24 protein-coding genes are annotated in these 24,260 nt (G+C 47.3%); 14 read left to right on the top strand and 10 right to left on the bottom strand.

Going from position 1 to position 24,260, the window contains the following annotated elements:
• The first annotated feature begins 82 nt into the window (after nucleotides 1-82).
• The 3 genes from xerD to recJ all read left to right on the top strand — a co-directional run bounded on the left by xerD (nucleotide 83) and on the right by recJ (nucleotide 3,720).
• Nucleotides 83-994 carry a site-specific tyrosine recombinase XerD gene (gene xerD / locus BEL05_RS14940; RefSeq protein ID WP_083250367.1) on the top strand — a complete coding sequence of 304 codons (912 nt, stop codon included), beginning with the start codon at nucleotides 83-85 and terminating at the stop codon, nucleotides 992-994.
• Nucleotides 995-1,115: 121 nt separating this feature from the next.
• Nucleotides 1,116-1,841 (top strand): bifunctional protein-disulfide isomerase/oxidoreductase DsbC, encoded by a 726-nt coding sequence (gene dsbC, locus BEL05_RS14935; RefSeq protein ID WP_028763189.1) that lies wholly within the window; start codon nucleotides 1,116-1,118, stop codon nucleotides 1,839-1,841.
• A gap of 154 nt (nucleotides 1,842-1,995) precedes the next feature.
• A complete protein-coding gene (gene recJ / locus BEL05_RS14930; RefSeq protein WP_069671646.1) occupies nucleotides 1,996-3,720 on the top strand; it encodes a single-stranded-DNA-specific exonuclease RecJ in 1,725 nt (574 codons plus the stop codon).
• A gap of 389 nt (nucleotides 3,721-4,109) precedes the next feature.
• Here the strand turns inward: recJ and BEL05_RS14925 are convergent, their stop codons facing one another.
• Together BEL05_RS14925 and BEL05_RS14920 are read right to left on the bottom strand one after the other, a co-directional pair.
• Nucleotides 4,110-5,267, bottom strand: a complete 1,158-nt coding sequence (locus BEL05_RS14925) for a membrane dipeptidase (protein ID WP_069671645.1) — start codon at nucleotides 5,265-5,267, stop codon at nucleotides 4,110-4,112.
• A 142-nt stretch (nucleotides 5,268-5,409) separates the two neighbouring features.
• On the bottom strand, nucleotides 5,410-6,081 hold the full coding sequence (locus BEL05_RS14920; protein ID WP_069671644.1) for a type 1 glutamine amidotransferase domain-containing protein: 672 nt from the start codon (nucleotides 6,079-6,081) through the stop codon (nucleotides 5,410-5,412).
• A 111-nt stretch (nucleotides 6,082-6,192) separates the two neighbouring features.
• Between BEL05_RS14920 and BEL05_RS14915 the strand changes: the two genes are divergently transcribed.
• Nucleotides 6,193-7,092 carry a LysR family transcriptional regulator gene (locus BEL05_RS14915; RefSeq protein WP_069671719.1) on the top strand — a complete coding sequence of 300 codons (900 nt, stop codon included), beginning with the start codon at nucleotides 6,193-6,195 and terminating at the stop codon, nucleotides 7,090-7,092.
• A gap of 290 nt (nucleotides 7,093-7,382) precedes the next feature.
• On the opposite strand, the gene BEL05_RS14910 is transcribed toward BEL05_RS14915, so the two are convergent.
• Together BEL05_RS14910 and BEL05_RS14905 are read right to left on the bottom strand one after the other, a co-directional pair.
• Entirely contained in the window at nucleotides 7,383-7,973 is a 591-nt protein-coding gene (locus BEL05_RS14910; protein WP_069671643.1) for a TetR/AcrR family transcriptional regulator, read from the bottom strand.
• A gap of 75 nt (nucleotides 7,974-8,048) precedes the next feature.
• On the bottom strand, nucleotides 8,049-9,473 hold the full coding sequence (locus tag BEL05_RS14905) for a coniferyl aldehyde dehydrogenase (RefSeq protein ID WP_028763195.1): 1,425 nt from the start codon (nucleotides 9,471-9,473) through the stop codon (nucleotides 8,049-8,051).
• Between the two features lie 258 nt (nucleotides 9,474-9,731).
• Between BEL05_RS14905 and BEL05_RS14900 the strand changes: the two genes are divergently transcribed.
• The 3 genes from BEL05_RS14900 to BEL05_RS14890 all read left to right on the top strand — a co-directional run bounded on the left by BEL05_RS14900 (nucleotide 9,732) and on the right by BEL05_RS14890 (nucleotide 11,131).
• Nucleotides 9,732-10,109: a SpoIIAA family protein gene (locus BEL05_RS14900; protein ID WP_028763196.1), complete on the top strand. Its 378-nt coding sequence runs from the start codon at nucleotides 9,732-9,734 to the stop codon at nucleotides 10,107-10,109.
• 94 nt (nucleotides 10,110-10,203) lie between these two features.
• A complete protein-coding gene (locus tag BEL05_RS14895) occupies nucleotides 10,204-10,635 on the top strand; it encodes a universal stress protein (RefSeq protein WP_069671642.1) in 432 nt (143 codons plus the stop codon).
• Between the two features lie 52 nt (nucleotides 10,636-10,687).
• A complete protein-coding gene (locus BEL05_RS14890) occupies nucleotides 10,688-11,131 on the top strand; it encodes a universal stress protein (protein ID WP_069671641.1) in 444 nt (147 codons plus the stop codon).
• 59 nt (nucleotides 11,132-11,190) lie between these two features.
• Here the strand turns inward: BEL05_RS14890 and BEL05_RS14885 are convergent, their stop codons facing one another.
• Nucleotides 11,191-11,772, bottom strand: coding sequence for a TetR/AcrR family transcriptional regulator (locus BEL05_RS14885; protein WP_028763199.1), 582 nt, complete (start codon nucleotides 11,770-11,772; stop codon nucleotides 11,191-11,193).
• Nucleotides 11,773-11,900: 128 nt separating this feature from the next.
• Between BEL05_RS14885 and BEL05_RS14880 the strand changes: the two genes are divergently transcribed.
• The 3 genes from BEL05_RS14880 (at nucleotide 11,901) to BEL05_RS14870 (ending at nucleotide 14,756) form a co-directional block, all read left to right on the top strand.
• A complete protein-coding gene (locus BEL05_RS14880) occupies nucleotides 11,901-12,941 on the top strand; it encodes an alkene reductase (protein WP_028763200.1) in 1,041 nt (346 codons plus the stop codon).
• A gap of 423 nt (nucleotides 12,942-13,364) precedes the next feature.
• Nucleotides 13,365-14,057 (top strand): HupE/UreJ family protein, encoded by a 693-nt coding sequence (locus BEL05_RS14875; protein WP_069671640.1) that lies wholly within the window; start codon nucleotides 13,365-13,367, stop codon nucleotides 14,055-14,057.
• A gap of 24 nt (nucleotides 14,058-14,081) precedes the next feature.
• Nucleotides 14,082-14,756 (top strand): hypothetical protein, encoded by a 675-nt coding sequence (locus BEL05_RS14870; protein ID WP_069671639.1) that lies wholly within the window; start codon nucleotides 14,082-14,084, stop codon nucleotides 14,754-14,756.
• Between the two features lie 130 nt (nucleotides 14,757-14,886).
• On the opposite strand, the gene BEL05_RS14865 is transcribed toward BEL05_RS14870, so the two are convergent.
• The 3 genes from BEL05_RS14865 to BEL05_RS14855 are packed head-to-tail and all read right to left on the bottom strand — an operon-like array spanning nucleotide 14,887 to nucleotide 17,572.
• Nucleotides 14,887-15,432, bottom strand: coding sequence for a DUF924 family protein (locus BEL05_RS14865; protein WP_069671638.1), 546 nt, complete (start codon nucleotides 15,430-15,432; stop codon nucleotides 14,887-14,889).
• Nucleotides 15,433-15,441: 9 nt separating this feature from the next.
• On the bottom strand, nucleotides 15,442-16,953 hold the full coding sequence (locus tag BEL05_RS14860; RefSeq protein WP_069671637.1) for a PH domain-containing protein: 1,512 nt from the start codon (nucleotides 16,951-16,953) through the stop codon (nucleotides 15,442-15,444).
• Nucleotides 16,946-17,572, bottom strand: a complete 627-nt coding sequence (locus BEL05_RS14855) for a PH domain-containing protein (RefSeq protein ID WP_069671636.1) — start codon at nucleotides 17,570-17,572, stop codon at nucleotides 16,946-16,948. The genes BEL05_RS14860 and BEL05_RS14855 overlap by 8 nt, the downstream gene beginning before the upstream one ends.
• A 229-nt stretch (nucleotides 17,573-17,801) precedes the next feature.
• Here BEL05_RS14855 and BEL05_RS14850 point away from each other — a divergent pair, with 229 nt between their 5' ends.
• Both BEL05_RS14850 and BEL05_RS14845 read left to right on the top strand, forming a co-directional pair.
• Nucleotides 17,802-18,092 (top strand): winged helix-turn-helix domain-containing protein, encoded by a 291-nt coding sequence (locus BEL05_RS14850; protein WP_069671635.1) that lies wholly within the window; start codon nucleotides 17,802-17,804, stop codon nucleotides 18,090-18,092.
• Nucleotides 18,092-19,498, top strand: coding sequence for an NAD(P)/FAD-dependent oxidoreductase (locus BEL05_RS14845; protein ID WP_069671634.1), 1,407 nt, complete (start codon nucleotides 18,092-18,094; stop codon nucleotides 19,496-19,498). The genes BEL05_RS14850 and BEL05_RS14845 overlap by 1 nt, the downstream gene beginning before the upstream one ends.
• A 100-nt stretch (nucleotides 19,499-19,598) precedes the next feature.
• Here the strand turns inward: BEL05_RS14845 and BEL05_RS14840 are convergent, their stop codons facing one another.
• The gene (locus BEL05_RS14840; RefSeq protein ID WP_069671633.1) at nucleotides 19,599-19,922 is read right to left on the bottom strand and encodes a DUF2956 domain-containing protein; all 324 of its coding nucleotides are present in this window, start codon (nucleotides 19,920-19,922) and stop codon (nucleotides 19,599-19,601) included.
• Between the two features lie 250 nt (nucleotides 19,923-20,172).
• On the opposite strand from BEL05_RS14840, the gene BEL05_RS14835 reads away from it, so the two are divergent.
• A complete protein-coding gene (locus BEL05_RS14835) occupies nucleotides 20,173-21,969 on the top strand; it encodes an ABC transporter transmembrane domain-containing protein (protein ID WP_245687008.1) in 1,797 nt (598 codons plus the stop codon).
• A 57-nt stretch (nucleotides 21,970-22,026) separates the two neighbouring features.
• Nucleotides 22,027-22,536, top strand: coding sequence for a lipocalin family protein (locus BEL05_RS14830; RefSeq protein ID WP_028763209.1), 510 nt, complete (start codon nucleotides 22,027-22,029; stop codon nucleotides 22,534-22,536).
• Nucleotides 22,537-22,582: 46 nt separating this feature from the next.
• On the opposite strand, the gene BEL05_RS14825 is transcribed toward BEL05_RS14830, so the two are convergent.
• Nucleotides 22,583-24,181, bottom strand: a complete 1,599-nt coding sequence (locus BEL05_RS14825) for an AMP-binding protein (RefSeq protein ID WP_069671631.1) — start codon at nucleotides 24,179-24,181, stop codon at nucleotides 22,583-22,585.
• Nucleotides 24,182-24,260 lie beyond the last annotated feature (79 nt).

Raw genomic sequence — 24,260 nt, 5'->3', positions numbered from 1 at the left:
CTTAAATTCGTTGTTAATGAACACGCTAAGTCGATCACTTTCTTATACTGATTAGTATAAAATCGTTTTTTAAGGAGTTTGCGTGACCGCATCCATAAGTCGCTATCAGCAAGATCCATTGATTGAAGCTTTTCTTGATGACCTTTGGTCCAGCAAGGGGCTTAGCGATAATACTTTGCAGGCTTATCGTAGCGATCTGTGCATATTTGATAAGTTTGTTCAGGCTAAACAACTGGCCCTGCTGGATGTTGACCAGATATTAGTGCGTGACTATCTGAGCCAACGCTTTGAAAAGGGCTTTGAGAAAAGCAGCAGTGCAAGGTTGGTAAGCAGTTTACGGCGCTTCTATCGATACCTGGTAGTGCAAAAACGTATTGAGTTAGATCCGCTAGCAATGATCAAGCCCCCCAAACTGGCACGTAAGCTACCAGACTCCTTAAGTGAGGCCGATGTTGATCGGTTGCTCAATGAACCTAATGCCGAGGATCCGTTAGAGTGTCGCGATCGAGCCATGCTAGAACTGCTTTATGCCAGTGGATTACGCGTGTCTGAACTGGTTGGCTTGACTATGGAACAGATGAGCTTGCGACAAGGATTAGTGCGGATCGTCGGTAAGGGTAGTAAAGAGCGCTTAGTGCCATTGGGCGAACTCGCCGTGCAGGAGATTGAGCACTATCTAGCGGGAGCGCGTGCTGAACTTCTTAAGGGCAAAGTGAGTGACGTGGTGTTTCCATCTAAGCGCGGCACCATGATGACACGGCAAACATTTTGGCATCGAATAAAGCATTATGCGTTACGAGCGGGTATCACTGTGCATCTTTCACCTCACACATTACGTCATGCTTTTGCTACCCACCTTCTTAATCATGGCGCAGATCTGCGTGTGGTACAGCTACTATTAGGCCACAGTGATTTATCGACCACCCAAATATACACCCATGTAGCCAAGGCGAGATTGGCTAAATTGCATCAAGATCACCATCCAAGGGGTTAAAAAACCGAATAATTTGCTTTCAAAGCGATGTCCATGTAACTTTTCAGCCCTTAGTCGGGTCTTATAAACATGACCTCGTTTGGTTTAATGGTTGTAGTCCAAATACAGTACAGGAATTCTAATGAACTTTACCCGAGCCCTTACCTTGCTATGCACGCTTGTTGCAGCGCCATTTGTGCTAGCTGCATCAAATAGTGCCGTTGATAATAGTGCCCAACTTAAACAAAAATTGTCTGAGACATTAAGTGTAGAAGTGCAAAGCCTTACCCCATCACCAGTGCCTGGGCTATATGAAGCCATTACAGATCGCGGTGTGCTTTATATCTCACAAGATGGTTCTAAGTTGTTCCATGGTAATTTATATGATCTAGATAAAGGCATGAAAAACTTAACCGAGGCTGCGTTGGCTGGCCCTCGTATTGAGATGATTAAGCCTTTTGAGAAGAATATGTTGGTCTATAAGGCTAAAGATGAGAAACATGTCGTTACCGTGTTTACTGACATCACCTGTGGCTACTGCCGTAAACTGCATAACGAGATGGCCGAGTATAACGATTTAGGCATCACAGTGCGTTATTTAGCGTTCCCACGCCAAGGTGTGCCGTCTAAAAATGCTAACGAGATGGAAGCGGTATGGTGTGCTGCCGACCCACTGCAAGCAATGGATGATGCAAAAGGTGGTAAAAGTGTGCCGCTGGCCAAGTGTGATGCAAAAATTGCTCAGCAGTACAGCTTAGGGCAAACACTCGGTGTAAATGGTACGCCAGCTATCATCTTAGAAGATGGCACCATGATCCCAGGCTATCAGCCGCCAGCACAGCTTTTACAAGTGTTAGAGCGCAACTAATAGCCGTGATTGCTATTGATTTAAGAGGTGAGCCAAGGCTCACCTTTTTTGTGTCTGTTCAATGGTGATGTGCAACAAAACTCAATGCGGTTACTGTGTTATTCACTGAGCTTTGTTATGCTAGCTGACCATGTATGCTTAGGTTATTGATGTTGTGATCCATAAGATAGTTCGCCGTCCGGCAGTAGATGATAGTCACCTTCCTGCACACCTCTCTCCAATATTAAAACAGGTGTATGCGAGTCGAGGTTGTAGTGATACAGATTGCGAGTTGGCGCTTGCTAACTTGTTGCGCCCCAATACCATGAAGGATGTTGATGTTGCCGCAGCGATTGTTGCAGATGCTATTGCCGCCAACCGAGCTATCTTAATCATGGGGGATTTCGATGCCGATGGGGCCACATCGACCAGTGTTTGTTTGCTTGCTCTGCGGATGATGGGCGCACAAAAGGTGGACTACCTTATCCCTAATCGTTTTGATTATGGCTATGGTCTAAGTCCTGAAATTGTCGATGTGGCTTACCAAAAAGGTGCCGAGCTGTTGATCACCGTCGATAATGGTATTTCATCGATTGAAGGTGTCGCGGCGGCAAAAGCTTGTGGCATGACAGTGGTGATCACCGACCATCACCTGCCAGGTCAAACCGTGCCAGCGGCAGATGCCATTGTTAATCCCAATCAGGTGGGTTGTAGCTTTGCCAGTAAAGCCATTGCTGGTGTTGGGGTCGCTTTCTATTTGATGTCGGCTCTCAGAGCTGAACTAAGGCAACGCAACTGGTACCAGCAACAGGGTATTGCTGAGCCTAACCTCGCCAGCTTATTAGATATTGTCGCACTGGGCACTGTGGCCGATGTGGTGTCTCTCGATACCAATAATCGCATCTTAGTTGATGCGGGACTTAAGCGAGTGCGTGCTGGTCGTTGTCGTCCGGGGATCACTGCGCTGCTAGAAGTGGCTAAACGTAACACAGCACGGATTGTTGCCTCTGACTTTGGCTTTGCGGTGGGGCCACGCCTCAACGCCGCAGGCCGACTAGACGAGATGGCCCTAGGGGTCGAAACCTTGTTGTGTGATGACATCATGCACGCACGGCGCATGGCCAGCGAGCTGGATGGTTTAAACGCAGAACGACGCGACTTAGAAGCCGACATGCAGCAAGAAGCGCTAAAAAGCCTCGAAGCGTTAGCACTGGATGAGTCAGACTTACCTTGGGGAATCGCACTTTATCAAAGCGATTGGCATCAGGGGGTGATAGGCATTCTCGCTTCACGAATCAAAGATAAATATCATCGCCCAGTTATTGCCTTTGCAGAAGCAAGTGAAGGGGAGATAAAAGGCTCTGCACGCTCTATTAAGGGGTTGCATATGCGCGACCTACTGGAGCTTATCAATGCCAAACACCCTGGGATGATCATCAAGTTTGGTGGACATGCCATGGCGGCGGGACTGTCGTTAAGAGCGGGGGAGTTTAACCGCTTCGCTGCGGCGTATGATGAAGCCGTCCGAAATCTGTTGGCGCCAGAGCAGCTAACGGGTGAGATTGTGAGTGATGGAGCGTTATTGCCCCATCAGCTGAACATGGATATTGCCCGAGAATTACGCAATGCAGGTCCATGGGGGCAAAATTTCGCCGAGCCACTGTTTGATGGTTACTTTCGCGTAGTACAGCAGCGGATTGTGGGTGAGCGTCATCTCAAACTGGTTCTGGAAAGCGAATGTGGCCAAACCATGGTGGACGCCATCGCCTTTAATGTCGACCTGAAAACTTGGCCCGATGCTACGATTCAATTTGCCCATGTAGCATATAAGCTCGATATTAATGAGTACCGAGGGAATGAAAGCCTGCAATTGATGGTGGAGCAGATAGAACCTCGATGAGCGACGGCGGGGTAGCATCTGGCTTACTGGTTAGGTTTGTTTGCCGGTCTAACCTTCATGGCTACTTATAAATAGCCTGCGGGGGTGATGTATCTACCAATATCGTGATCACATAAACAGTGATATTGCCGATATCATGCTGACATTTACCATATCGCTATGGGTTAGATGTTAATCAAGGATTGAATGGGTAAGCACTCTTGTAGCTCGGTCAGTGAAGCGTAGCTTAGTGCGTACGAGCGAGAGGCATGGATGCCGAGGTAAAGATCACATGGAGATGCAGGTAACGTGTCAGAGTGGCTTGCTGTAAGCAATATATAACCATAAAGGCTAACGTGACCGTTGGCTAGCGATGTGTGAGCACTCATAGCCCTTGTAACAAAAAGGTTTTACCCTAATACCTCCGTTAACACTCGTTGCCAATTGCCTCCCATGATCTTGCTGCGATCTCCACTGCTAAAACCGGCGTCTGATAACGCGCTATCGATTCGCTCCATGCGATCGATATGATTTAGCTCAGGGATAATTACATGCTGCGGTTCACTGTCAAAGCCCAATACACCGCGTGCGCGTAGACTGTGCCACCACTCGATATACTGCTTAACACCTTCGGCATTATTATTCTCGAGCTTTAATAGATTTTCATGGCCGCGTAGGGGGTAGTCGTTGGCAATAGCAACAGCGTCGATACCGCCGATATTGGCCACATGCTTAAGGTGCGCTATATAGTGCTCTGTGGTCGGGATTTTATCGTTAGTGAGCCAGAAGGTCATCATAAATACGCCAAACAAACCGCCAGTGTCGCCGATGGCTTTAATTACCTCATCGGGCGAGCAGCGGGCGTGGTTAACGATGGCGCGCACGGCACCATGGCTCTGTACTATCGGCATCTTGCTCGCTCTAGCTGTCTCGAGGGCCGATTGAGGGCTAGAGTGACTGACATCAATTAACATCTTTTTCTGATTCAGCTTTTCTATCAGTTGTTGGCCTGCTGGCGTTAACGGAAGGTTCAGTCCCTGTGTACCGTCATTATCCAGTGCGCCGCCGCTGAATTTATTACCATAGTGATGGGTAAGTTGCAGTACGCGCAAACCACGGTCATAAAACTCATCGACCTGGGCTAAACCTGAATTTATGCTTTGCTCAACGCAGTCAGCGCCTTGAATTTGAAAAAATACCGCCGTTCGCTGACTATCCTGTGCGCGCTGAATATCTTGACCACTTTTACCGAGTAACAGTTTGTCTGGGTTGGCATTCACTCGGGTCAATGCTTCGCTTATGCTCTGGACACAGGCGTTATAGGTGCGTTTATAGTTGGTGGTACCATCGGGCTGCTTAATGGCTTCAATGGCCGAGATATCACAAAGGTATGCATCGAGTTTGGAGCCGCTGAGATCGGCGAGATCATCGGGTAGAAAAGAGAGACCGTCGATGTAAAGTGGTTGGCTGCTCAGTTGTGCCCAACTCGTGAGAGGCGCTAACTGAGTCAGTAGGCCGCCAGCTGCCAAGGCTTTAAGTAGATGACGTCGTTGAGATTGTACGGCCATGTAGCGCTCCTAGATTGTTATTATTATCGCGGCAAGTTCACAGAGATATGCAGCAGATATTAACATCAAAAAAGAGTCCGTGGCGCAAACATCTGCACCCAGTGCAGTCTCATCTCAGTCTGCGCTGGGTGTTGTGTTGCTTTTAGGCTAAATGCGCTGCAATCGCCTTGCCGACAGCGCTGGCGCTCGCTGGGTTTTGCCCGGTGATAACGCGGTTGTCTTCGATGACAAATTCGTTCCAAGGTTGCACCTTATTATAACGTGCAGCTGTGCGAGTTAACGCTTCTTCAAGCAGGAATGGAATATTATCAATGGTGCCGTAGTCCACTTCTTCTTCGCGAGTAAATCCGGTAACCGATTTATCGGCAATCAGCTTCTGACCATTACTAAGCGTGATAGGCAGTAGGCCTGCAGGTCCATGACAAACGGCACCAATGACGCCGCCGGCTTCATAATGGCTCGCACTTAACTGTGCGACAAACTCATTGCTGGCTAAGTCTGACAGTAAGCCAAACCCACCTGGATAATAAATAGCGGCATAATCCTGAATATTGATTTGGGTGGCAGGGATGGTGTTGTTTACCCGAGTTTGGAATACTTCATTGGCTAAGATCTCACTATTGATGGTGTCACCTTCAATATCGGTTCCATAAAGTGGTGCCTTGCCGCCCTGAATTGATACTAGGTCATAGTCCAGGCCTGCATCAAGTAACTGATGCAGTGCATGGGTGAGTTCTGGAGCAAACGTGCCATTAGCTTCATCAGTGGTTCCGAGTGTCGCGTGGTTAGTCAGTAGGATAAGAACTTTTTTCATTGGTCTGTGCTCATTTGTTGAAAGTGCGCTCATTGTAATTGTTGCTAATAGATATGATAATTAGCGAAATATGCAAATTACTATTGTTATATGGCAATAATGGGTGTCGATATGGACAGTTTTGAGGGAATAGTGGAGTTTATTGCCGTGGCGGAAACCCATGGTTTTTCGGCGGCTGCACGTCAACTGGGTCACTCAACCAGCCATGTTAGCCGGCAAATTGCTCGCTTAGAAACCCGTTTAGGTTGCGCCTTGTTTGCTCGCACCACCCGCAGTGTCAGTTTGACGCAAGCAGGGCAGCGTTATTTTCAACAGTGCAAAAATCTGTTGGTAGGGTTGCAGCAAGCCAATGAGCAGGTGATTAATCAACAATTGGAATTGAGTGGTACGCTGCGTGTCAGTGCCGCAGGGGCATTTGCTGAGCAGTATATTGCTCCCGTGTTGATAGAATTTGCCAGTCAACACCCTGAGCTGACTATCGACATGGATTTTAATAGCCGTATGGTGAATTTTGTTGAGGACGGTATCGATTTCGCCATTCGTTTTGGTGCGTTACAAGACTCAGGGTTAGTGGCTCGTAAATTAGCCAACCGCAATATGATGGCGGTGGCCAGTCCTGACTATCTTCAGCAGTATGGGCTGCCAAATCATCCTCGGGACCTCAAACACCATAGCTGTATTATCTCTAACAAGGATCATTGGTTGTTTCATGATGCTGACAGCGCAAGTGAACCTGAACGGGAGATCAACGTAAAGGTGCAGGGCCGCTGGCGTAGCAACAATGTCCCGGCAGTTATTGCTGCCTGTGAGCAGCATTTAGGCATTGGTTATCTACCCAAAAGTAGTTTTATCAATGCATTAGCTAAAGGTTCTGTTGTGCCTATTTTGCAGCCCTATTGGAGCAGCGGTTTAACCAGCTGGATTGTTTACCAAAACCGTCGCTTCTTACCCATGCGTGCCCGGCTAGCTATCGATCACTTACTGACGCACTTTGCTGATTGGCAGGAGTAGCCAAAAGTGATGAGAGCTAGCTTATACCAATCAGTATAAAGATGTGATCGCTCAGCGGAGAATTTAGGCTTATGAGGCAAGGCCCTTAATTGCTCCTTGGCTCTAGCATCCTCGAAAACCGTTCCATGCGTTACCCTACCTCCTAAACCCCTTTAGTCGTGCTTCGCCCTATCTCCATATCGTCGTGCATTGAGGGCATTCACAACATCTTTGTTGAATGGCCTCACAAGGGAGCAATCATTCCGTCGCCCATTTGCCTTGAATTCGTTGTCAAAAACACGCAGAGTCAATCACTTTCTGCTGCTGATTGGTATTACCATGGCATGCCAAAACAGATTGAAGCTGGCCTCTTTATGGTCGTCTAACTGCCACTTATCTGGATGGTCGATAAAATAACGGGTGGCGGCAAGGTATTGGCCATGACAGTTGTCTTGCATCAAACCAATTGGATAGTTGGCCAAGATACCTTGTTGTTGACCTTGTTCAATTAAGTTAGCAATAAAGCCCAATATGGTATTCATTGCTTGAGCTCGAACGGGTTGCTCTATGGTCGGCGACATAGAGTAGAGCTGAAAGAACTCCTGCTTAAGGGGATGGGCAATCGCCCAGTCGAGTGCAGAAAACCACAGTGTTTTGGCGTCTTGCTTTAAATTACCGCTCTGATTGGCTGCACCAACAATCGCGTCAGCAAACTCCTGCTTTACGGCCAAGAAAAGGTGATCCATTAAGGCATCTTTAGAGGCAAAATGGTGGAACAATGTACCTGTGGCAACCCCCGCTTCCCTCGCGATGGAGGCCGTGGTTGTGGCATGAAATCCCTGTGCGACAAATAGCGATAACGCTGTGTCTAATATGGCTTGTTTTTTATCGGATTTACTCATCTTGTAGCCTGCTTTTCAGTAACTATTATCGCCCTAACGCAGTGTTGTGCGAGGGCGAACTTTGCTATCAGCGTCTTAACGTAAGAATAGTTTCATCAGCAGTTGTTGAACCGCGCTGCCATAGGGAGGGTGGACTAACTTACCAGTATTGAGCTTACCACGGCTAAGGACGGTTTTGGCGTGGCTCATGGTCAGGAACCCCTCTTTACCATGGTAATGGCCCATGCCAGAGGGACCTATCCCACCAAAGGGCGCATCATCGGCGGCTACGTGGAATACCGTCTCATTAATACACACTCCGCCAGAGTGGGTGTGCGCTAAAATATGTTGTTGTGTTTGCTCACTAAAGCTCATGATATATAGCGCAAGTGGACGAGGACGGTCATTAATGAAATCAATGGCGTTATCGACCGTTTCATATTCGATGATCGGTAGCAGCGGACCAAAAATCTCGTCTTGCATCAGTGTCATCTCATCGCTGACTTGAGTGATGAGCTGGGTGGGAATTTTGCGCTGTGCAGTGTCGATAGCTTCGCCGTTGGCAGAAGTAATTTGCGCGCCTTTGGCTTTTGCATCATCAATGACTGCAATGAGTCGATCAAACTGACGTTGATTAATGATAGCGCCATAATCCTCGTTATTGCTTATTTGGCCATACATCGCATTGAATTTGCGTTCAAATGCTTCTTTAAACTGTTCAGTTTTACCTTGTGGCACTAACACATAGTCGGGTGCGACACAGATCTGACCCGCATTTAAGCATTTACCATAGATCATTCGCTCAACGGCTTCATCGAGAGGCATATCTGGCGCAACAATCACTGGCGACTTTCCGCCTAGCTCTAAGGTTACGGGGGTCAGGTTTGCCGCGGCAGCACGCATTACATGGCGGCCCACAGTGGTTGACCCAGTAAATAACAGATGATCGAAGGCAAGCGATGAAAAGGCCGCGGCGACATCAGCTTCACCTTCAACTACCGCCACAACGGTTTCGTCAAATAGTGCGCTAAGCATCTGCTTGAGTACTGCATTGGTATGTGGAGTGAACTCAGACAGCTTTAACATCGCACGATTACCTGCGGCAATGGCGGTAATGAGTGGACCAATTGAGAGCATTACCGGGAAATTCCACGGCACAATAATGCCGACGACGCCCACTGGCTGGTACTGCACCGACACTTTGGCTGGCGCAAGCAGGATGCCCGCATGACGGCGGCTAGGCTTCATCCAACCCTTTAGGTGTTTAAGGCTGTAATTGATGTTGTTGATGCAAGGCATGATGTCTGAAATCCGGCTGTCATCTTTAGAACGATGACCATAATCTTTACTCAATGCATCGATAATAGCCTCTTGGTTATCCAGTAGTGCCGACTTGAGCGCTGATAACTGCTGTTTCCGTTCATCTAATGTTGGGGCGGGTTGACGTCTATAGCTGGCCTTTTGTTTGGCTAAGATAAGGTTTAGCTGTTCAGATGGGTTGATTTCAAGTGGCATATTCATCACACCTTTCCTTTATTAAATTAATGGCAAACAGTTGCCAAAATAGTTGTTTTATTCATTGGCCGTTATAGATGCTATTGCAGCAACCGAATAAACCGACTGATTAGTCGGTCTAATGCTAGTGCATTTATCTGTCTAGGTCAAATAATCGCCTAACTGCCCACGTAATGTGATGGTGATCACGTTTTGTTGGCGGTAGAAAACTACACTTAAAGGAGATAGATATAGACGATATTTCATCGGCAAAAGGAGATTGATATGAGTGACGTCATTCATGGTATTTCTATCGGAATCGAGCGTAATGGTGATGATTTTTATCTTGCTTTTAAAGCGGTCGGCAGCTTGTCTCACGCAGACTACCAACGTATGACCCCATTGCTTGAGTCCGCCCTAATCGGTATTCGCGAACCCGAGGTATTTGTGCTGGCGGATATTACCGAGCTCGAAGGTATCTCACTACATGCCGCTTGGGATGATCTCAAGCTGGGGATCAAGCATGGCAAGGAGTTCAAAAAAGTGGCCATTGTCGGTCGAGGTGGCTTGCAGCAATGGATGACACGTGTTGCCGATTGGTTCACCCCTGGTGAGTTTAAGTTTTTTGAAGATAGGTTGCAGGCGCTCGATTGGTTGACCTAGTTGGATGCTGTCAGCAATACGGCTAGGTTAAACGAACTGCGCAAAGGCCGTAAACGGTTTAATTGATGGGAAATTGATCCCTAAGGAGTGAGTGATGAGAACTGGTCCAATACTATGTCCCACAGACTTTTCTGAAACTGCCTCTCATGCTTTGCGATATGCCATTGAGATGGCCAATTTGTATCAGGTTGGTTTTCGACTACTGCATGTGGTGGAGCAGCTGCTAGGTGATGAGAATTTTCAGATTTTAGCTATAACCCCTGATGAACTTGCTAAGTCCATGGAGGATGCCGCAGCAGACAGAATGCGGTCTTTATTAGCTGGATTAGACAGCGAGTTGACTATTGAAACAATGATCCGACGAGGCGATGCAGTGACAGAGATCTTAGCGGAGGCGGAGGAGAGTCATGTCGGTATGATTGTCATTGCTAGCCATGGCCGCACTGGGTTGTCGCATTTTTTACACACCAATGTCGCCGAAGCGGTGGCGAATAAAGCTGCATGCCCAGTACTGGTCGTGAAGTAGCCTTAACGCTTAGTCACCAGCGAGGCGTAATAGTTTTTTAAGGAGGTATGTTATGCGTACTCGTCAAATTCTATGTCCGACCGATTTCTCTGAAACGGCCAGTCACGCGCTCACTTATGCGGTCGATATGGCTAAATTATATGGTGTCGATTTAAGAGTGGTGCATGTGGTGAGCGAACCTTATGGTGCGCACAATTACGGCATAACGGTCGAAAGTAATGAGGAGCTTGAGCAACACCTTCATGCCTACGCTAATGGTAAGTTAGCCGAGGTTGTGCGCCAAGCACAGGCATTGATGCCGGAGCAGTTGTCGGTGAAAAGTGAGGTCAGATCGGGTGCCGTATTAGGGCAACTATTGCTCGATAGCGAGCAAAACGATGTCGGTATGATTGTTATTGCCAGTCACGGCCACACGGGCCTTTCTCATCTGCTTAACCCCAGTGTTGCAGAGGAGTTAGCTAATAAAGCAAAGTGCCCCGTTATGGTAGTGAAGTAGCGGGAAAGTCCCCATTGTACCTGACTCATACTTGTGGCTGTAAAACTGGCTAACGTAGGTTATCTGCAGGTATCACGATAAAGCTGATCAGCGAGCGATTGTAATACCTCTGATGTGGGGTGGCTGTGTGCGAATGTTCGCAAACCATATATGCCCATGACAAAGTAACGTGCCAAATGGGCACTATCTCTGTGCTTGTCTATCTGCTGGTTGTCAATCGCTCGTTGGAACTTCTGTGCCAGCGCTAATTGCCAGTTCTCTAAGTGCTGATTGATGATAGTGCGCACCTCTTCATCTTGCTCCGCCAGCTCATTAAGGGCTTTGGTTAATAAACAGGCTTTCGATGCGTCACAGCTTAAACATTGCTGCACAATATGGTCTAGATAACGCTTTAACTGTTCGATAGTGGGGCTGTCATCGACAAAAAATGCTTCAAATTCGGCACTGCGGTTGGCGCGATACTGATCGAGCGCGGCTAGCAGCAACCCGCGTTTGTTGTCAAAAGCGCAATAGATAGAACCTGGGTGTAAACCTGTTGCTTTAGTGAGATCTTGCATGCTGGTCTTGGCATAACCTTTGGTCATGAAGGCTGTCATGGCTTGGGTTAATACTTTTTCTCGATCAAACTCGGCGTTACGCATTGGCACTTCTGTTGGCTAGTAGGATGAAATCACATTGTACTCAAAGTTGAATGATTGTTCAAAAAAGATCTTGAATGAGCATTCAAGTAAGGGTATCTTGAACGGATATTCAAGAAAGAGAGATTGCTATGACTGCTAACTTATTTCAACCTTATCAACTAAACAGTACGATCACGTTGAACAATAAGATCTTAATGGCGCCGCTGACGCGTTGTATGGCTGATGATGAATTAGTGCCGACTCAAATGATGGCCGACTATTATGCGCGTAGAGCGGCGGCCGGATTAATTATCTCTGAGGCGGTGATCATTCGCCCTGATGGTCAAGGTTATCCCAATACTCCTGGTTTATTTACCCCAGCGCAGATAGATGGCTGGCGCATGGTGACGGATGCTGTACATCGAGCTGGAGGCAAAATTTTTGCTCAGTTGTGGCATACCGGTCGTGTGGCTCACTCCTCGTTTTTTGGCGGCCAGATCATCGGGCCATCGGCTGTAGCGATAGAAGGTAGCGTGCCACGGCAGCGCGAGCTCACCTATGAAGTGCCAAAAGCGGTGAGCCATGAAGAGATTGAGCAACTGATCAACGACTATTCGCAAGCGGCAGCCAATGCGATAGATGCAGGTTTTGATGGGGTAGAGATCCACGGAGCTAATGCTTACCTTATCGATCAGTTCTTGCATCATGATAGTAATCGTCGCACCGATGAGTATGGTGAAACGCCGCAAAACATGGCACGTTTCCCTCTGGCAGTGGTTGACGCCATCTGCGAGCGTATTGGTAACGAGCGCACCGCCTTGCGGGTATCGCCGGGCGCCTATGTCAATATGAAGGGCGATAGCCGTGACCGCCAAGTGTTTGATTATTTCCTCAAGCAACTGGAGTCTCGCGACTTGGCCTATCTGCATATTGGTATTTTTGATGATAGCGTACAGTTTGACTATTTAGCGGGCAGTGCCTCAAGCTACACCCGAGCGCATTACAGCAAAACCTTAGTTGGCGTAGGCAGTTATAGCGCTAAAACGGGGGCGGCAGCGCTTTCTGAAAACAAGTTTGATTTATTAGCAATAGGCCGACCGTTTATTGCCAATCCCGATTATGTTGAGCGGGTACGTGATGATCAGCCCTTAGTAGAGTACTCAGATGCCATGTTAGGTGAGCTTATTTAGTCTACATTAATCATTATTAGTATCAGAAAACCAGCGACATACTCTTGCGCTGGTTTTTTTTATAGGGAGTAATAACTGAGTTCGGCTAAGTTATTAGGGCGAGCCGCGTCAGAGGTAATGACGTTTAGAGATGCTGTATTCATACCCACTAAGCCTTGCATTCACTCGTCATGGCGTAAAATCCCCAACCTTCACGCTAAGTCCAAAATGAAGAGAGCCAATACAAAGCTCGTAGTCGTTGCGTAATTCTGCTTTAATCATGAACAAAAAATTAACATAGGTAGATATTATCGCCGCCCAAAGGCTTTAAGATGGCTATCGCACATGTTAGGGGAAGTAGCTATCACCATTCCATTATGGTCTTGACGACTGAGCTGTGATAATCCTCGAATTTTTAGACGAACCACCTTGGGAGTATTAATTATGAAGTGTCATATTATCAGTGGGTTAACCCTGCTGGTAACTATCTGTTGTGTATTTTTGTCGACGTCATTGTTAGCCCATGGTGTAGATGAGAATACGCAAGCCTTCCTGTCCGGAAATCAAGGCGTGTCGATCTTACCTTTCGTCTATATTGGCGCAAAGCATATGGTGACAGGTTATGACCACCTGCTCTTTTTAGTGGGGGTGATTTTCTTCCTGTTTAGAGGCAAGGATATTGTTATCTACGTTAGCTTATTTACCTTGGGACACAGCATCACCTTGCTATTTGGGGTGTTGAACGATGTGCAAGTTAACGCTTACCTTATTGATGCAATTATCGGCTTATCTATTGTCTATAAAGGGTTTGATAACCTTGGTGGTTTTCGGCGACTGTTTGGGCGTCAACCCAATACGCAAATGGCGGTAGCAATATTTGGCTTGTTTCATGGCTTTGGCCTTGCGACTAAAATTCAGGAGTTTCAGCTGCCGAGGGACGGGTTGGTGAGCAATATTTTGGCCTTCAATTTAGGGGTTGAGATTGGTCAGTTTTTAGCGCTTGGGGTGATATTCCTCCTGATCAGCTTCTGGCGTCAACATCGCAGTTATCTGACATTTTCCCTAGCAGCTAACACCCTGTTAATGAGCAGTGGTTTGATGTTAGCGGGCTATCAATTAACGGGTTATTTTCAATAACTACACCGTAATAAGGAATTTTATATGACACTATCGAATGCGCACCAACATATTCCTGTGCACAGTAATAAGACACTCATCAAAGCCAGTGTGACAGCTACCGTAATGGCGGTAATCATACTAGTGCTAATTATTTTACCTGCAGAATACAAGGTCGACCCCACAGGTTTTGGCAAGGCTGCTGGCTTGACACAGTTAGCTGACTTAAGTGAAGCCGAGTTGGAATCAGCAGAGCCAGTTAAATCTAACGTTGTGAAAACTCAACCGCAAGAGAAAACGGTGCCACTCGCTGAACAACCAGTAGAATCGAGATTGGGTTTTGCCCCCCCTGCGGCTCATTTACTTACGGTTGAACAGATTAAAGCCGCCCGTCAAACCCCTGGCGTGAGAAGCGATACCATTGATATCGTTATTCCCGCAGGTAAAGGGCTTGAGTACAAGTTGCTTATCGATGCCTATGTGCATCTTGAATACGAGTGGCGTACAGATGGGCAGCCTCTCTATTTTGATTTTCATGGCGAACCACAAGGTGACCAGAGTGGCTATTATGAGAGCTTTGCCATCACCACGGCGACTGAGATGAAAGGTTCTTTAACAGCGCCATTTACCGGATCGCATGGCTGGTATTGGAAAAACAAGAGTGGTACGCCTGTCACAGTAACATTAATCACCAAAGGGGATTATCGGATCAAAGGTTAGCGCGGTAGTTTGAACTAACCTAAACCATGTTGCTTGGGTTAGTTCATTCTGGTTAAAGTGTTAGCGTGTGACCCCGCTTGGCCTATGATATTTTCCTAAATACTCGCTGCCAAGCTGCTGCTATTAGGGGCTAAAAGCTTGAGCCTGGCAGCGCCAAAAACGCTTCCTCTTCTGGGGTGGATTGCCGGCCTAATATCTTATTTCTATGGGGGTAACGGCCAAACTGGTCGATAATTTTCTTGTGTCTTTGCTCAAATTCTAAGTTACCAATTGCCGCTTCACGACTAAACAATACAAGTGCAATCTCATGAATATAGGCTGACTCACTGTGCATATAGGGCATATAAAGAAAGGGCACTTGAGTGGGTTTTAGCTCACTGTCGGCACCAGCAGCCACGGCTTCTTGGGCCAACGCGAGTGCCATGGAATCAGCGGTAAAGGCATCTGGCTGATCGCGATAGATATTGCGGCTAAATTGATCTAAGACGATGATTTCAGCTAAACGACCGCGAGGAGTGGTGCGCCAGTGATGCAGTTCGCCCTGTTTGGCTTGGTTAAGTAGGGCTGAAAATCTTTCGGTAATGGTGGCATCGAAGTTGGCATCTTTTAGCCACCATGATTTGGGTTCTATCTCTTCAAACCAAAAGTGAAGCACATCGTCTGGGGGACAGTTCATCTTGCTCTCCTAAATCCAATTATGATGATCTTGCTGGGTTAATTGAAGCGCTGTTTCTGCGATTTGTCTTGCATCTTTCAATGGTATGTAGGGAATATGTTGCTCGCCGCTTGCTAGGCCAAGTGTGAGTGTCGCAAGTTGCCTTTTACGTTGTCCTGGTGTTTGGGTGATGCAGACATGCTGAACTTTTTTAAGTGACACCAGTTGCCAGCTTTGACCCAATACGCCCGTATGGATCCAGCAATTATCCGCTTGAAGTAGGTAGCCCCATTGTCGGTATCTTGCATAGATCAAAGCCGTCACGACAGCGGCAATGAACAATAAGGTCTCGGTAAAGGGGTTGATGCCAATAAATAGCGTATTGAGCAGTGCGATGAGAGGGGCGAGCCAAGCCCGTCGCCAAAACCAGCCGATATGAATGCCTCGGTAGTGTGTGGGTAAGACAGTGGCCGTGGCAGCAAGGCCATTGAGCTTTGGCATGAGTTCATCTATTTGCTGGCGCTTCATGCTAGGTATCAACATATGGCGCTTGGCCATCTGCTCAACTTCATTACCTTTAACTTGTTTAAAGTTGATGGTCCATAACTGCAATAGCCTGCCTATCACGGGCTGACTAAACTCAATTAACTGCACGCGCGATAAAGCCAAACTGTCATTTTGTTTTGCCAATAAGCCACCGCTGCGGTGGATAGTATCGTGGCGGCGAGCCAGTTGATAAGGATGGTATTTTAGAATCGCAGAGGTGATAGAGATGAGCGATAGCAGCAAGTAGAGGGTGACTAATAGCGCCAGCGCAAAGACCACTTGGGTGATGATATTGACCGCAATGGTGGTTTCATACCATTGCCATATCGTTTGCTTTATCTGGCTCTGTTCTAATTGCTCCCAATCCAGTTGCCCCAGAATTGAGCCAGAGATCACCGAAAACCAAAACAGGTTGTTTTGATATAGACCAAACAGTATAAGGTCTTTAACGCTTTTGGTTACCAAGGTGGTGGTGATACCGCGCACAGGTTGATCTGCCTGCGTCGCTGCCTCACTGCTAGCTGAATTGGCCTGTTCCTGTTGAGAAAACAGGGCTCGTTTTAGCTGCATCGCTTGACGGTAGTTGACCGCGGCCAACACAGCCTCATCTTTTTTGGAACCCGCGGTTTCAACCACAAGGCTGTAGAGTCCCATGGGGCGAAAATAGAGGGGTTGAACCAAGCGTACGTTTTGAATTTTATTCAGTGGGATCTGATGATTCTTTTTAAAAATCAGCCCCTGGCGAATGCCTAATTTATCCTCTTGTAAGCGATAGCGATACTTAGCCCATTGCAGCGACGAAAAGCTAAATACCGCAATAACTGTGGCTGCCAAGACGACAATCACCCAAGGGGAGTTAAACCCTTGCTGCCATCCGGTGTAGACAACAGGGATCAAGGCATAGCCATTGTTCAATATCAACTTTATGGTGCCTAAGCTGAAACTGATGATTGACCACGGTGATAGTGCAGCCCACTGCTCGAAGCGTTTACTCATGAGGGCGTTCCACAATGGTTGACACAGCGGCTTGGTCGACAAGGGGATCAAGCTGGGTTGTAGCAGTTTTTTGGCCCCCTTGGTTTAATGCCGCTTTGGCCAGTAGATGCTGGCGCAGGGATTCAGCGGTATCGCTTTGTATGCCCGGTAAGGTGATTTCGGCACTACCACTGCCCGCACTAAAGCATTTAAGCGTATGTTGGTTAAAGTGTCGCTCTAATGGTCCTTGAGATAAACTGACATGTTGCAGTCTAGTGTAGGGCAATGAGATCCTTTTATGCCACAGCAGCCCTTTTTCCATAATAATTTCATGTTCGCATACCGCGTAAGCGATGGTTTTTGCATAGCGTATGCGGCCAAAGCTGATAATGAGGGCCAAGAGTAATAATCCGGTGACCAGGGAGATCAGTGCAAGGGCGGGTAGACTAATTAAAAAACCGAATACCGTCGGCGCAATTAATAATGGTATAAACACCAGGTTTTCTAGCTGCACTTGTTTGATATAGCTTGGTTCAACGGGTGTGAGTGCGACCTGGTCAAAACTGAGCCAAGCCGCTTCAGCAAGTGGGACTCTGTTTGGGGCGTTTTCAGTTGTTGGGGTCGTGTTTACTGGATCCATGTCTCGTCCTGTGTGTGTGCATCATACCAATCACCTGATAACAAACCTCAGATAATGAAGGCAAATTGGTACAAGCTTCCGTTCTTGAAATAGACTATATCAGTATCTCGTTCATCAACTCTAGTGGTTGAGTGGCTTTGAATAAATAGTACGTAGACTATTTGACAACAATTTTTAATTTATCTGTTATGTTACAAGCCTATGCAGATAGATAAATGGGGGAGCTTGAGTGAGCGAAGATATCTCTAAACAGAAAAAAGCATTTTTGCGTAAGTTGTACCTCGCACAGCTTATCGACAATGAGCGTCATAACCTATTGTCCTTGCATCAGCAAACAGGAATGCCTCGTCGCACCTTACAAGATGCCATTGCTACATTGTCTGATTTGGGCATAGAGTGCCATTTTGTGGTCGATGGAGTCCGCAACAATGCTGGCTATTATCAGATAAAAACCTGGGGACCGATTAGCGGACCTTGGGTATCGACTCATCTTGAACAGATCCAGAGACAATTGGAATAATGGCTGTTGAGTTTCCAGCGAGTGTTTGGCGAGAATCATTAGGGCAACCTTTGATGAGTCGGCCATCATTGGCTGGTGACCTTCAGGTCGATGTGGCGATTATTGGTGCTGGATATACTGGGTTATGGACCGCCTATTATCTGAAGCAGAAGTCTCCATCACTCAAGGTTGCAGTGCTTGAGGCCGATAGCGCCGGGTATGGCGCTTCAGGGCGTAATGGCGGCTGGCTAATGGGCAGTTTTGTGGGCGATAGCCACTATCTTGCTGGGTATCAGGGGGAGGCTTTTCAACAGATAAAGCAAGCTATTCAAAGCCCTATTACCGAAATTGAACAATTTCTTATTCGTCATGATGTTGATTGTGACTTTATCCATAGCGGAAATTATCAAGTCGCGGCGCGATACCCAGAGCAACTCGATAGCTTAACCTCTACCTTGGCGACTCTCTATCAGCAAGGCTTTGATGAGAGCGACTATCAATGGCTGCAAGGCTCAGCACTTGATGATGCGATTAAGTTACGTCGAGGGCAAGCAGCCATTTTTACGCCACATTGCGCCACCATCCACCCGTTAAAACTGGTTAGAGGGCTCGCCAAAGTCGTCGAGAACTTAGGGGTAACACTCTACGAGCAGACTCGAGTATCAGCCTTTGGGAAAGGCATAGTACAAACGGCTCAAGGCCAAGTGAAGGCGGATATTATTGTGCCAGCCTTAGAGGGTTACCAAGGGCAAGTCAGTCAGTTAGGCAGATATACACTCCCTGTGCAGAGCTTATTAATCGCGACAGCACCGTTAAGCGATAGGCAATGGCAACATATCGGCCTAGAAAGCCGAGCCACCTACAGCGATGTGGCGAGGCAAGTGACTTACGGCCAACGAAGCAAAGATAATCGGATGATCTTCGGTGCCCGAGGTGGCTACCGTTTTGGCGGGCAGGTACAAACCGAGTTCAATCTTCAAAGCCCTGATTTCGCCTGGCGTGCCAAATTGATGCATGATCTTTTCCCCAGCCTTAAAACGGTGCCAATTACTCATGGCTGGGGCGGCACTTTAGCCATGGCGAGAAAGTTTGCCCCCCATGCCATCTTCGATAAGCGTAATGGTATCGCTCTTGCTGGTGGTTATGGCGGCGAGGGGGTGGGAGCGGCGAACTTATTTGGCAGAACTTTAAGCGACCTTATCCTTGAGCGTGATACGCCATTGAGTCGGATGCCTTGGGCGCATTTGAGTGAAATTAAACAAGTATTAACCCCTTGGGAACCTGAGCCATTTCGCTGGTTAACTTATCAATTAATTAATAAGGTCTTTAGCTGGGAGGAGCGCCTGTGCTTGCAATCGAACCCATCACGCCTGCAAAAGCGTATCGCGATCCAGTTAGCCCAGCGCCTAGATAGCTTGATGCACTAATTCGATGCACTAATTCGATGGACCAATTGGATGGAGTAAGTTCGATGAACTAGTTTAATGCGTTAGCTTGATGCCTTGGTTTGATGTTCTGGCTTTTGAGCTAGCGCATCAAAAGATAAGCGAAAAATCCAGCCCAACTGAGTAGCAGCAGTGCCCAAGGAAGCTTAGGGGGATTTCCGTTTGAGTCGACAATTTGAACCTCATCAGTTTGCTCTGAATCGCGATTTTTGGCTTTTATTTCTTGTTTGCGGGCTTTATCTTTCTCACGCGCCTTACTCTTTTGCTGTTTTTTGTATTCGGCGATCCCTTTCTCAATACCCAGTGCTATCAGCTTGGTTTGCTCTTTAGTCTGTCCGGGCTTTTGAATGGCTTTAGCGACCTTCATTGCTTCATTCTTGGTTTCGTTGGAGATGCTTTTATTCATGAACCTTTGCTCTTTTTGTTGTCGGGTGAACTATATCATAAAGCGTCATCATAAAGTGGCGTGGACGAGTACTGGCCTTATCATTCAAATAGGTAACCCGAATAGAGGTGAGATAAACAAATATCATTTTATGGCGATATTTTTGGTACTCTTGTGGTTATTGACCTAGTAACCTTAGCCAAATATGAGCGATAACAAATCTGCCGCCCCATCTGAGCGCGCTCTATCTTCGACTGAAGATGTATCTGCAATGCTATCGCCTGTTAGTAAGCGGGCAATATTGCCTTGGATCGCTGCCTTTTTAAAGCCTTATCGTGGTCGGGTGATTGCCGCCATCGTATTTCTGTTTATTGGCTCCTTAGCTTGGCTATCCCTTGGCCAAGGAGTGCGTTTAATGGTGGATGAGGGGTTTTTAAAAGATAATGGCGGGCGTCTTAATGAGATCATCCTGTTGGTGATAGGGATCACCGCCCTCAGTAGCTCTGCAATTTTTTGTCGTTTCTATTTAATGACTTGGCTCGGTGAGCGAGTCAGCGCCGACATTCGCTTAACCGTTTACGACCACCTGTTAAAGTTGTCCCCCGGCTTTTATGCCAAGCTCAGAACTGGGGAGGTTATCTCGCGTTTTACTGCCGATTCAACCTTGTTACAGTCGGTGGTTGGTTCAAGTCTTTCTATGGCGCTTAGGGCCAGTGTGACTGTGATTGGTGGCATAGTGATGATGGCCATCACGAGTATAAAGATGACCGCCTTAGTATTGCTCGCCGTCCCTATGGTGCTTGGGCCTATCTTCTTTTTTGGGCGTAAGGTGCGCGATCTGTCGCGCCAGAGCCAAGATAGAGTCGGTGATCTTGGTGCCTATGTCGATGAAACGCTGCATGAGATCCATACGGTACAAGCCTATTCCCATGAAGATAGAGATCGCGTGCTATTTAGTCAGCGAGTCGAAGCGGTCATGGATGCTGCGAAAGGGCGTATCAAGTACCGTTCTATTCTGATTTCACTGGTGATGTTTCTTAGTATTTTGGCTATAGTATTAGTGGCTTGGGTTGGTGCTCATGATGTGATGCAAGGTGCAATCACGGGTGGTGAGCTGTCTGCTTTTATGTTTTATGCCGTGATGGTTGCAGGCTCTGTTGCGACCATTAGTGAAGTCATCGGCGAGATACAGCGAGCCGCAGGAGCGACGGAGCGATTAATTGAGTTAGTTGAAACGCCGATTGATATTCCACTACCAACTAATCCTATGACGTTGCCAGCCAAAGTGCGCGGCGAACTTTCATTAAACGAGGTGCGATTTTCCTATCGAGATATAACCACGTCAGATCGACCTAGCGAACTTAGCCAAGAGGTGATCTGCGGCTTAAGCCTACAAATAAAAAGTGGCGAGCGGGTGGCGTTAGTTGGCGCAAGCGGCGCAGGAAAGAGCACCTTATTTGAACTGCTGCAACGCTTTTATACCCTTAATAGCGGCAGCATCACGCTCGATGGTATCGACATTGCCAATTTATCAGCGCAGGAGTTACGTCAGCAGTTTGCCCTCGTGCCTCAGGAGTCGGTGATCTTTGCTACTAGTGTGTTAGAAAATGTTCGCTATGGTCGGCCAGATGCCAGCGAGGATGAAGTGATTAAAGCCTGTATTGCGGCGCGTGCCCATGAGTTTATTGGCGAATTTCCTCTAGGCTACCAAACCTATTTAGGCGAGCGTGGTGTTAGGCTTTCTGGTGGTCAGAAGCAACGAATTGCCATTGCAAGAGCCATTCTTGCTGAGCGTCCCGTGTTACTTCTCGACGAGGCAACCAGTGCACTCGATGCTGTTAGCGAGCAAAAGGTGAAGCTGGCTTTAGATGTATTGATGCAGGGCAGAACCACCCTGATTATTGCTCATCGCTTAGCGACGGTTATTAATGCTGACCGAATCTTAGTGCTCGAGAAAGGGGTACTGGTAGCCAGTGGTACCCATCAAGAGCTGATGCAAAGTAATACCCTATACCGAGAGTTTGCCAGTTTGCAACTGCTAACTGATGAGGGCTTGCAGCAAGAGTGAACTTTACGCGTGGCTATAACGTAAAATGGGTATTAAACAAAGAATAGAGAGACACCTATGCGCTTATTGGTTATTTTTAGTTTGTTATGTTTATCCGCCTGTACCAGTTTACCTAGTGGTATTGAGCCCGTTAAATCTTTTGAGTTGCCACGCTACTTAGGCACTTGGTATGAGATTGCGCGGCTTGACCATAGTTTCGAACGTGGCTTAAGTCAGGTGACCGCCGAATACCAGATGAGAGAAGATGGTGGTGTTAAGGTGACAAACCGTGGTTTTTCGGAGAAAGAGCAGGTTTTTGATAGCGCTGAGGGAAAGGCATACTTTGTCGACGGTGACGACATTGGCCATTTGAAAGTGTCATTCTTCGGTCCCTTCTATGGCGCTTACGTGATCTATGAATTAGACCAAGATAATTACCAATACGCGTTCATCACCAGCTATAACCGAGACTACTTGTGGTTTTTGTCGCGCACACCAACCGTGAGTGAGGCGCTTAAGCAGAAGTTTAGTGAGCAAGCTAAGCAACTTGGATTTGCCACCGACGAGATCATTTGGGTTAAACAGTGACCCAAATAAAAAAAGGAGCCATGGGCTCCTTTTTCTGATGTCTCAATCAGTTTCTCAGTTCTCGGCGTAATATTTTACCGACAGTCGATTTGGGAAGTGCCTCCATAAACTCAATGCTTTTAGGCACTTTATAGGCGGTTAGTTGCTCGCGGCAATAGTGTAGAATCTCCGCCTTGGTTTGCTCTAAGTTTTGGCTGGGTGCGTTTAATACGATAACGGCTTTTACGGCTTCACCGCTGTGTTCATGTTCAACCCCAATCACCGCACATTCTAGTATCTCTTTGTGGGCTGAAAGCACCTCTTCCACTTCGTTAGGGTAAACATTAAAGCCTGAGACTATGATCATATCTTTCTTACGATCGACAATCTTGTGGAAACCATCTTCGGTGGCAATGGCAATATCACCAGTTTTAAAGTAACCATCTTGGGTCATCACCATGGCGGTTTCTTGAGGCTTGTTCCAGTAACCACTCATCACCTGTGGACCCTTTACCGCCAGCTCTCCGGTTTCACCGAGGGATACCTCTTGATCGTTGAGATCGAGGATTTTCACTTGGGTTTCAATAACGGGTTTGCCTATGGTACCCAGTTGCTCATGTCCTGGGGCATTAAGTGAAACCACTGGTGAGGTTTCCGATAGGCCGTAGCCTTCTGAAATGGTGCAGCCGGTGGTGGTTTGCCATACGGTGGCTGCGGCTTGGGTCAGTGCGGTGCCGCCAGAGATGGTGACTTTAAGATGACTAAAGTCCAAAGCTTTGAATTCAGGCTGATGGCACAAGCCGACAAATAGAGTGTTTAGGCCTGCAAAGCCGGTAAAAGGGTGCTCTGATAGAGTATTGATTAATGAGGCGATATCGCGTGGATTGGGAATCAATACTGAGCAGCCACCCCGTTCAAAGTAGAGTACTAAGTTAACCATAAAAGCATAGATATGGTAGACAGGCAGCGGCGCGACAAAAATCTCTTCGCCTTGTACTAATCGGTCACCGAGTCGTGATTTTATCTGCATGGCGTTAGCAATTAAGTTGCGGTGGCTGAGCATAGCGCCTTTAGATAAACCTGTCGTGCCGCCAGTGTATTGTAGCGCGGCTAAGCTCGCTAAGTCTGTACTGACCGGGGCAAAGTTTAAGCGGCTACCTTGGGCTAATGCTACGGTAAATGCAGTGGTCTCGAACTCGCTGTGTGGCTGCTGCTGTGGTGTTATCAAATCCAGAGCATGGGTGGCGACAACGGTTTTCAGTTGGGTATTGGCGACGACATTGTTGAGCGTGGGTAATAGGTCGCTAAGCACCACTAAGGCTTTAGCGCCTGAATCGGTAAACTGATGGATCAGCTCTCGTTCGGTATAAAGTGGATTGGTGTTTACCAGCACAAGTCCAGCACGAAGTGCACCATATGCCGCTATAACAAATTGCGTGATATTAGGTAATTGAATGGCAATACGATCACCTACTTCAAGGGATGTATGATGTTGTAAATAGGCGGCAAAATAACGTGAGTCACGCTCAATCTCGTTAAAGCTGGTGGCTTTACCTAAACAGACATAAGCGGTTTTGTCACCATAGCGCTTGGCTGAGCTTTCAATGAGATCGATAAGGGAGCTGTATTGAGTAAGATCGATACTGGTGTCTGCATCATATGCCATAGCGTGCCTCTAATTATTATTTGAGTCAAAATCAAACGTGCGTTTAGATTGTGCTAAAAAGCAGCTAAGGTCAACCTCT

The organism is Shewanella colwelliana, from assembly GCF_001735525.1.
GTDB lineage: Bacteria > Pseudomonadota > Gammaproteobacteria > Enterobacterales > Shewanellaceae > Shewanella > Shewanella colwelliana.
Note: the sequence above shows the minus strand (reverse complement) of the source record. Positions and strands in the feature narration are given on the sequence as shown.

Bases quoted from the DNA above. Each gene is read 5' to 3' on its own strand.
- dsbC (WP_028763189.1), top strand. From the start codon at position 1,116: ATGAACTTTACCCGAGCCCTTACCTTGCTATGCACGCTTGTTGCAGCG.
- BEL05_RS14925 (WP_069671645.1), bottom strand. From the start codon at position 5,267: ATGGCCGTACAATCTCAACGACGTCATCTACTTAAAGCCTTGGCAGCT.
- BEL05_RS14920 (WP_069671644.1), bottom strand. From the start codon at position 6,081: ATGAAAAAAGTTCTTATCCTACTGACTAACCACGCGACACTCGGAACC.
- BEL05_RS14915 (WP_069671719.1), top strand. From the start codon at position 6,193: ATGGACAGTTTTGAGGGAATAGTGGAGTTTATTGCCGTGGCGGAAACC.
- BEL05_RS14910 (WP_069671643.1), bottom strand. From the start codon at position 7,973: ATGAGTAAATCCGATAAAAAACAAGCCATATTAGACACAGCGTTATCG.
- BEL05_RS14905 (WP_028763195.1), bottom strand. From the start codon at position 9,473: ATGAATATGCCACTTGAAATCAACCCATCTGAACAGCTAAACCTTATC.
- BEL05_RS14900 (WP_028763196.1), top strand. From the start codon at position 9,732: ATGAGTGACGTCATTCATGGTATTTCTATCGGAATCGAGCGTAATGGT.
- BEL05_RS14895 (WP_069671642.1), top strand. From the start codon at position 10,204: ATGAGAACTGGTCCAATACTATGTCCCACAGACTTTTCTGAAACTGCC.
- BEL05_RS14890 (WP_069671641.1), top strand. From the start codon at position 10,688: ATGCGTACTCGTCAAATTCTATGTCCGACCGATTTCTCTGAAACGGCC.
- BEL05_RS14885 (WP_028763199.1), bottom strand. From the start codon at position 11,772: ATGCGTAACGCCGAGTTTGATCGAGAAAAAGTATTAACCCAAGCCATG.
- BEL05_RS14880 (WP_028763200.1), top strand. From the start codon at position 11,901: ATGACTGCTAACTTATTTCAACCTTATCAACTAAACAGTACGATCACG.
- BEL05_RS14875 (WP_069671640.1), top strand. From the start codon at position 13,365: ATGAAGTGTCATATTATCAGTGGGTTAACCCTGCTGGTAACTATCTGT.
- BEL05_RS14870 (WP_069671639.1), top strand. From the start codon at position 14,082: ATGACACTATCGAATGCGCACCAACATATTCCTGTGCACAGTAATAAG.
- BEL05_RS14865 (WP_069671638.1), bottom strand. From the start codon at position 15,432: ATGAACTGTCCCCCAGACGATGTGCTTCACTTTTGGTTTGAAGAGATA.
- BEL05_RS14860 (WP_069671637.1), bottom strand. From the start codon at position 16,953: ATGAGTAAACGCTTCGAGCAGTGGGCTGCACTATCACCGTGGTCAATC.
- BEL05_RS14855 (WP_069671636.1), bottom strand. From the start codon at position 17,572: ATGGATCCAGTAAACACGACCCCAACAACTGAAAACGCCCCAAACAGA.
- BEL05_RS14845 (WP_069671634.1), top strand. From the start codon at position 18,092: ATGGCTGTTGAGTTTCCAGCGAGTGTTTGGCGAGAATCATTAGGGCAA.
- BEL05_RS14840 (WP_069671633.1), bottom strand. From the start codon at position 19,922: ATGAATAAAAGCATCTCCAACGAAACCAAGAATGAAGCAATGAAGGTC.
- BEL05_RS14835 (WP_245687008.1), top strand. From the start codon at position 20,173: ATGCTATCGCCTGTTAGTAAGCGGGCAATATTGCCTTGGATCGCTGCC.
- BEL05_RS14830 (WP_028763209.1), top strand. From the start codon at position 22,027: ATGCGCTTATTGGTTATTTTTAGTTTGTTATGTTTATCCGCCTGTACC.
- BEL05_RS14825 (WP_069671631.1), bottom strand. From the start codon at position 24,181: ATGGCATATGATGCAGACACCAGTATCGATCTTACTCAATACAGCTCC.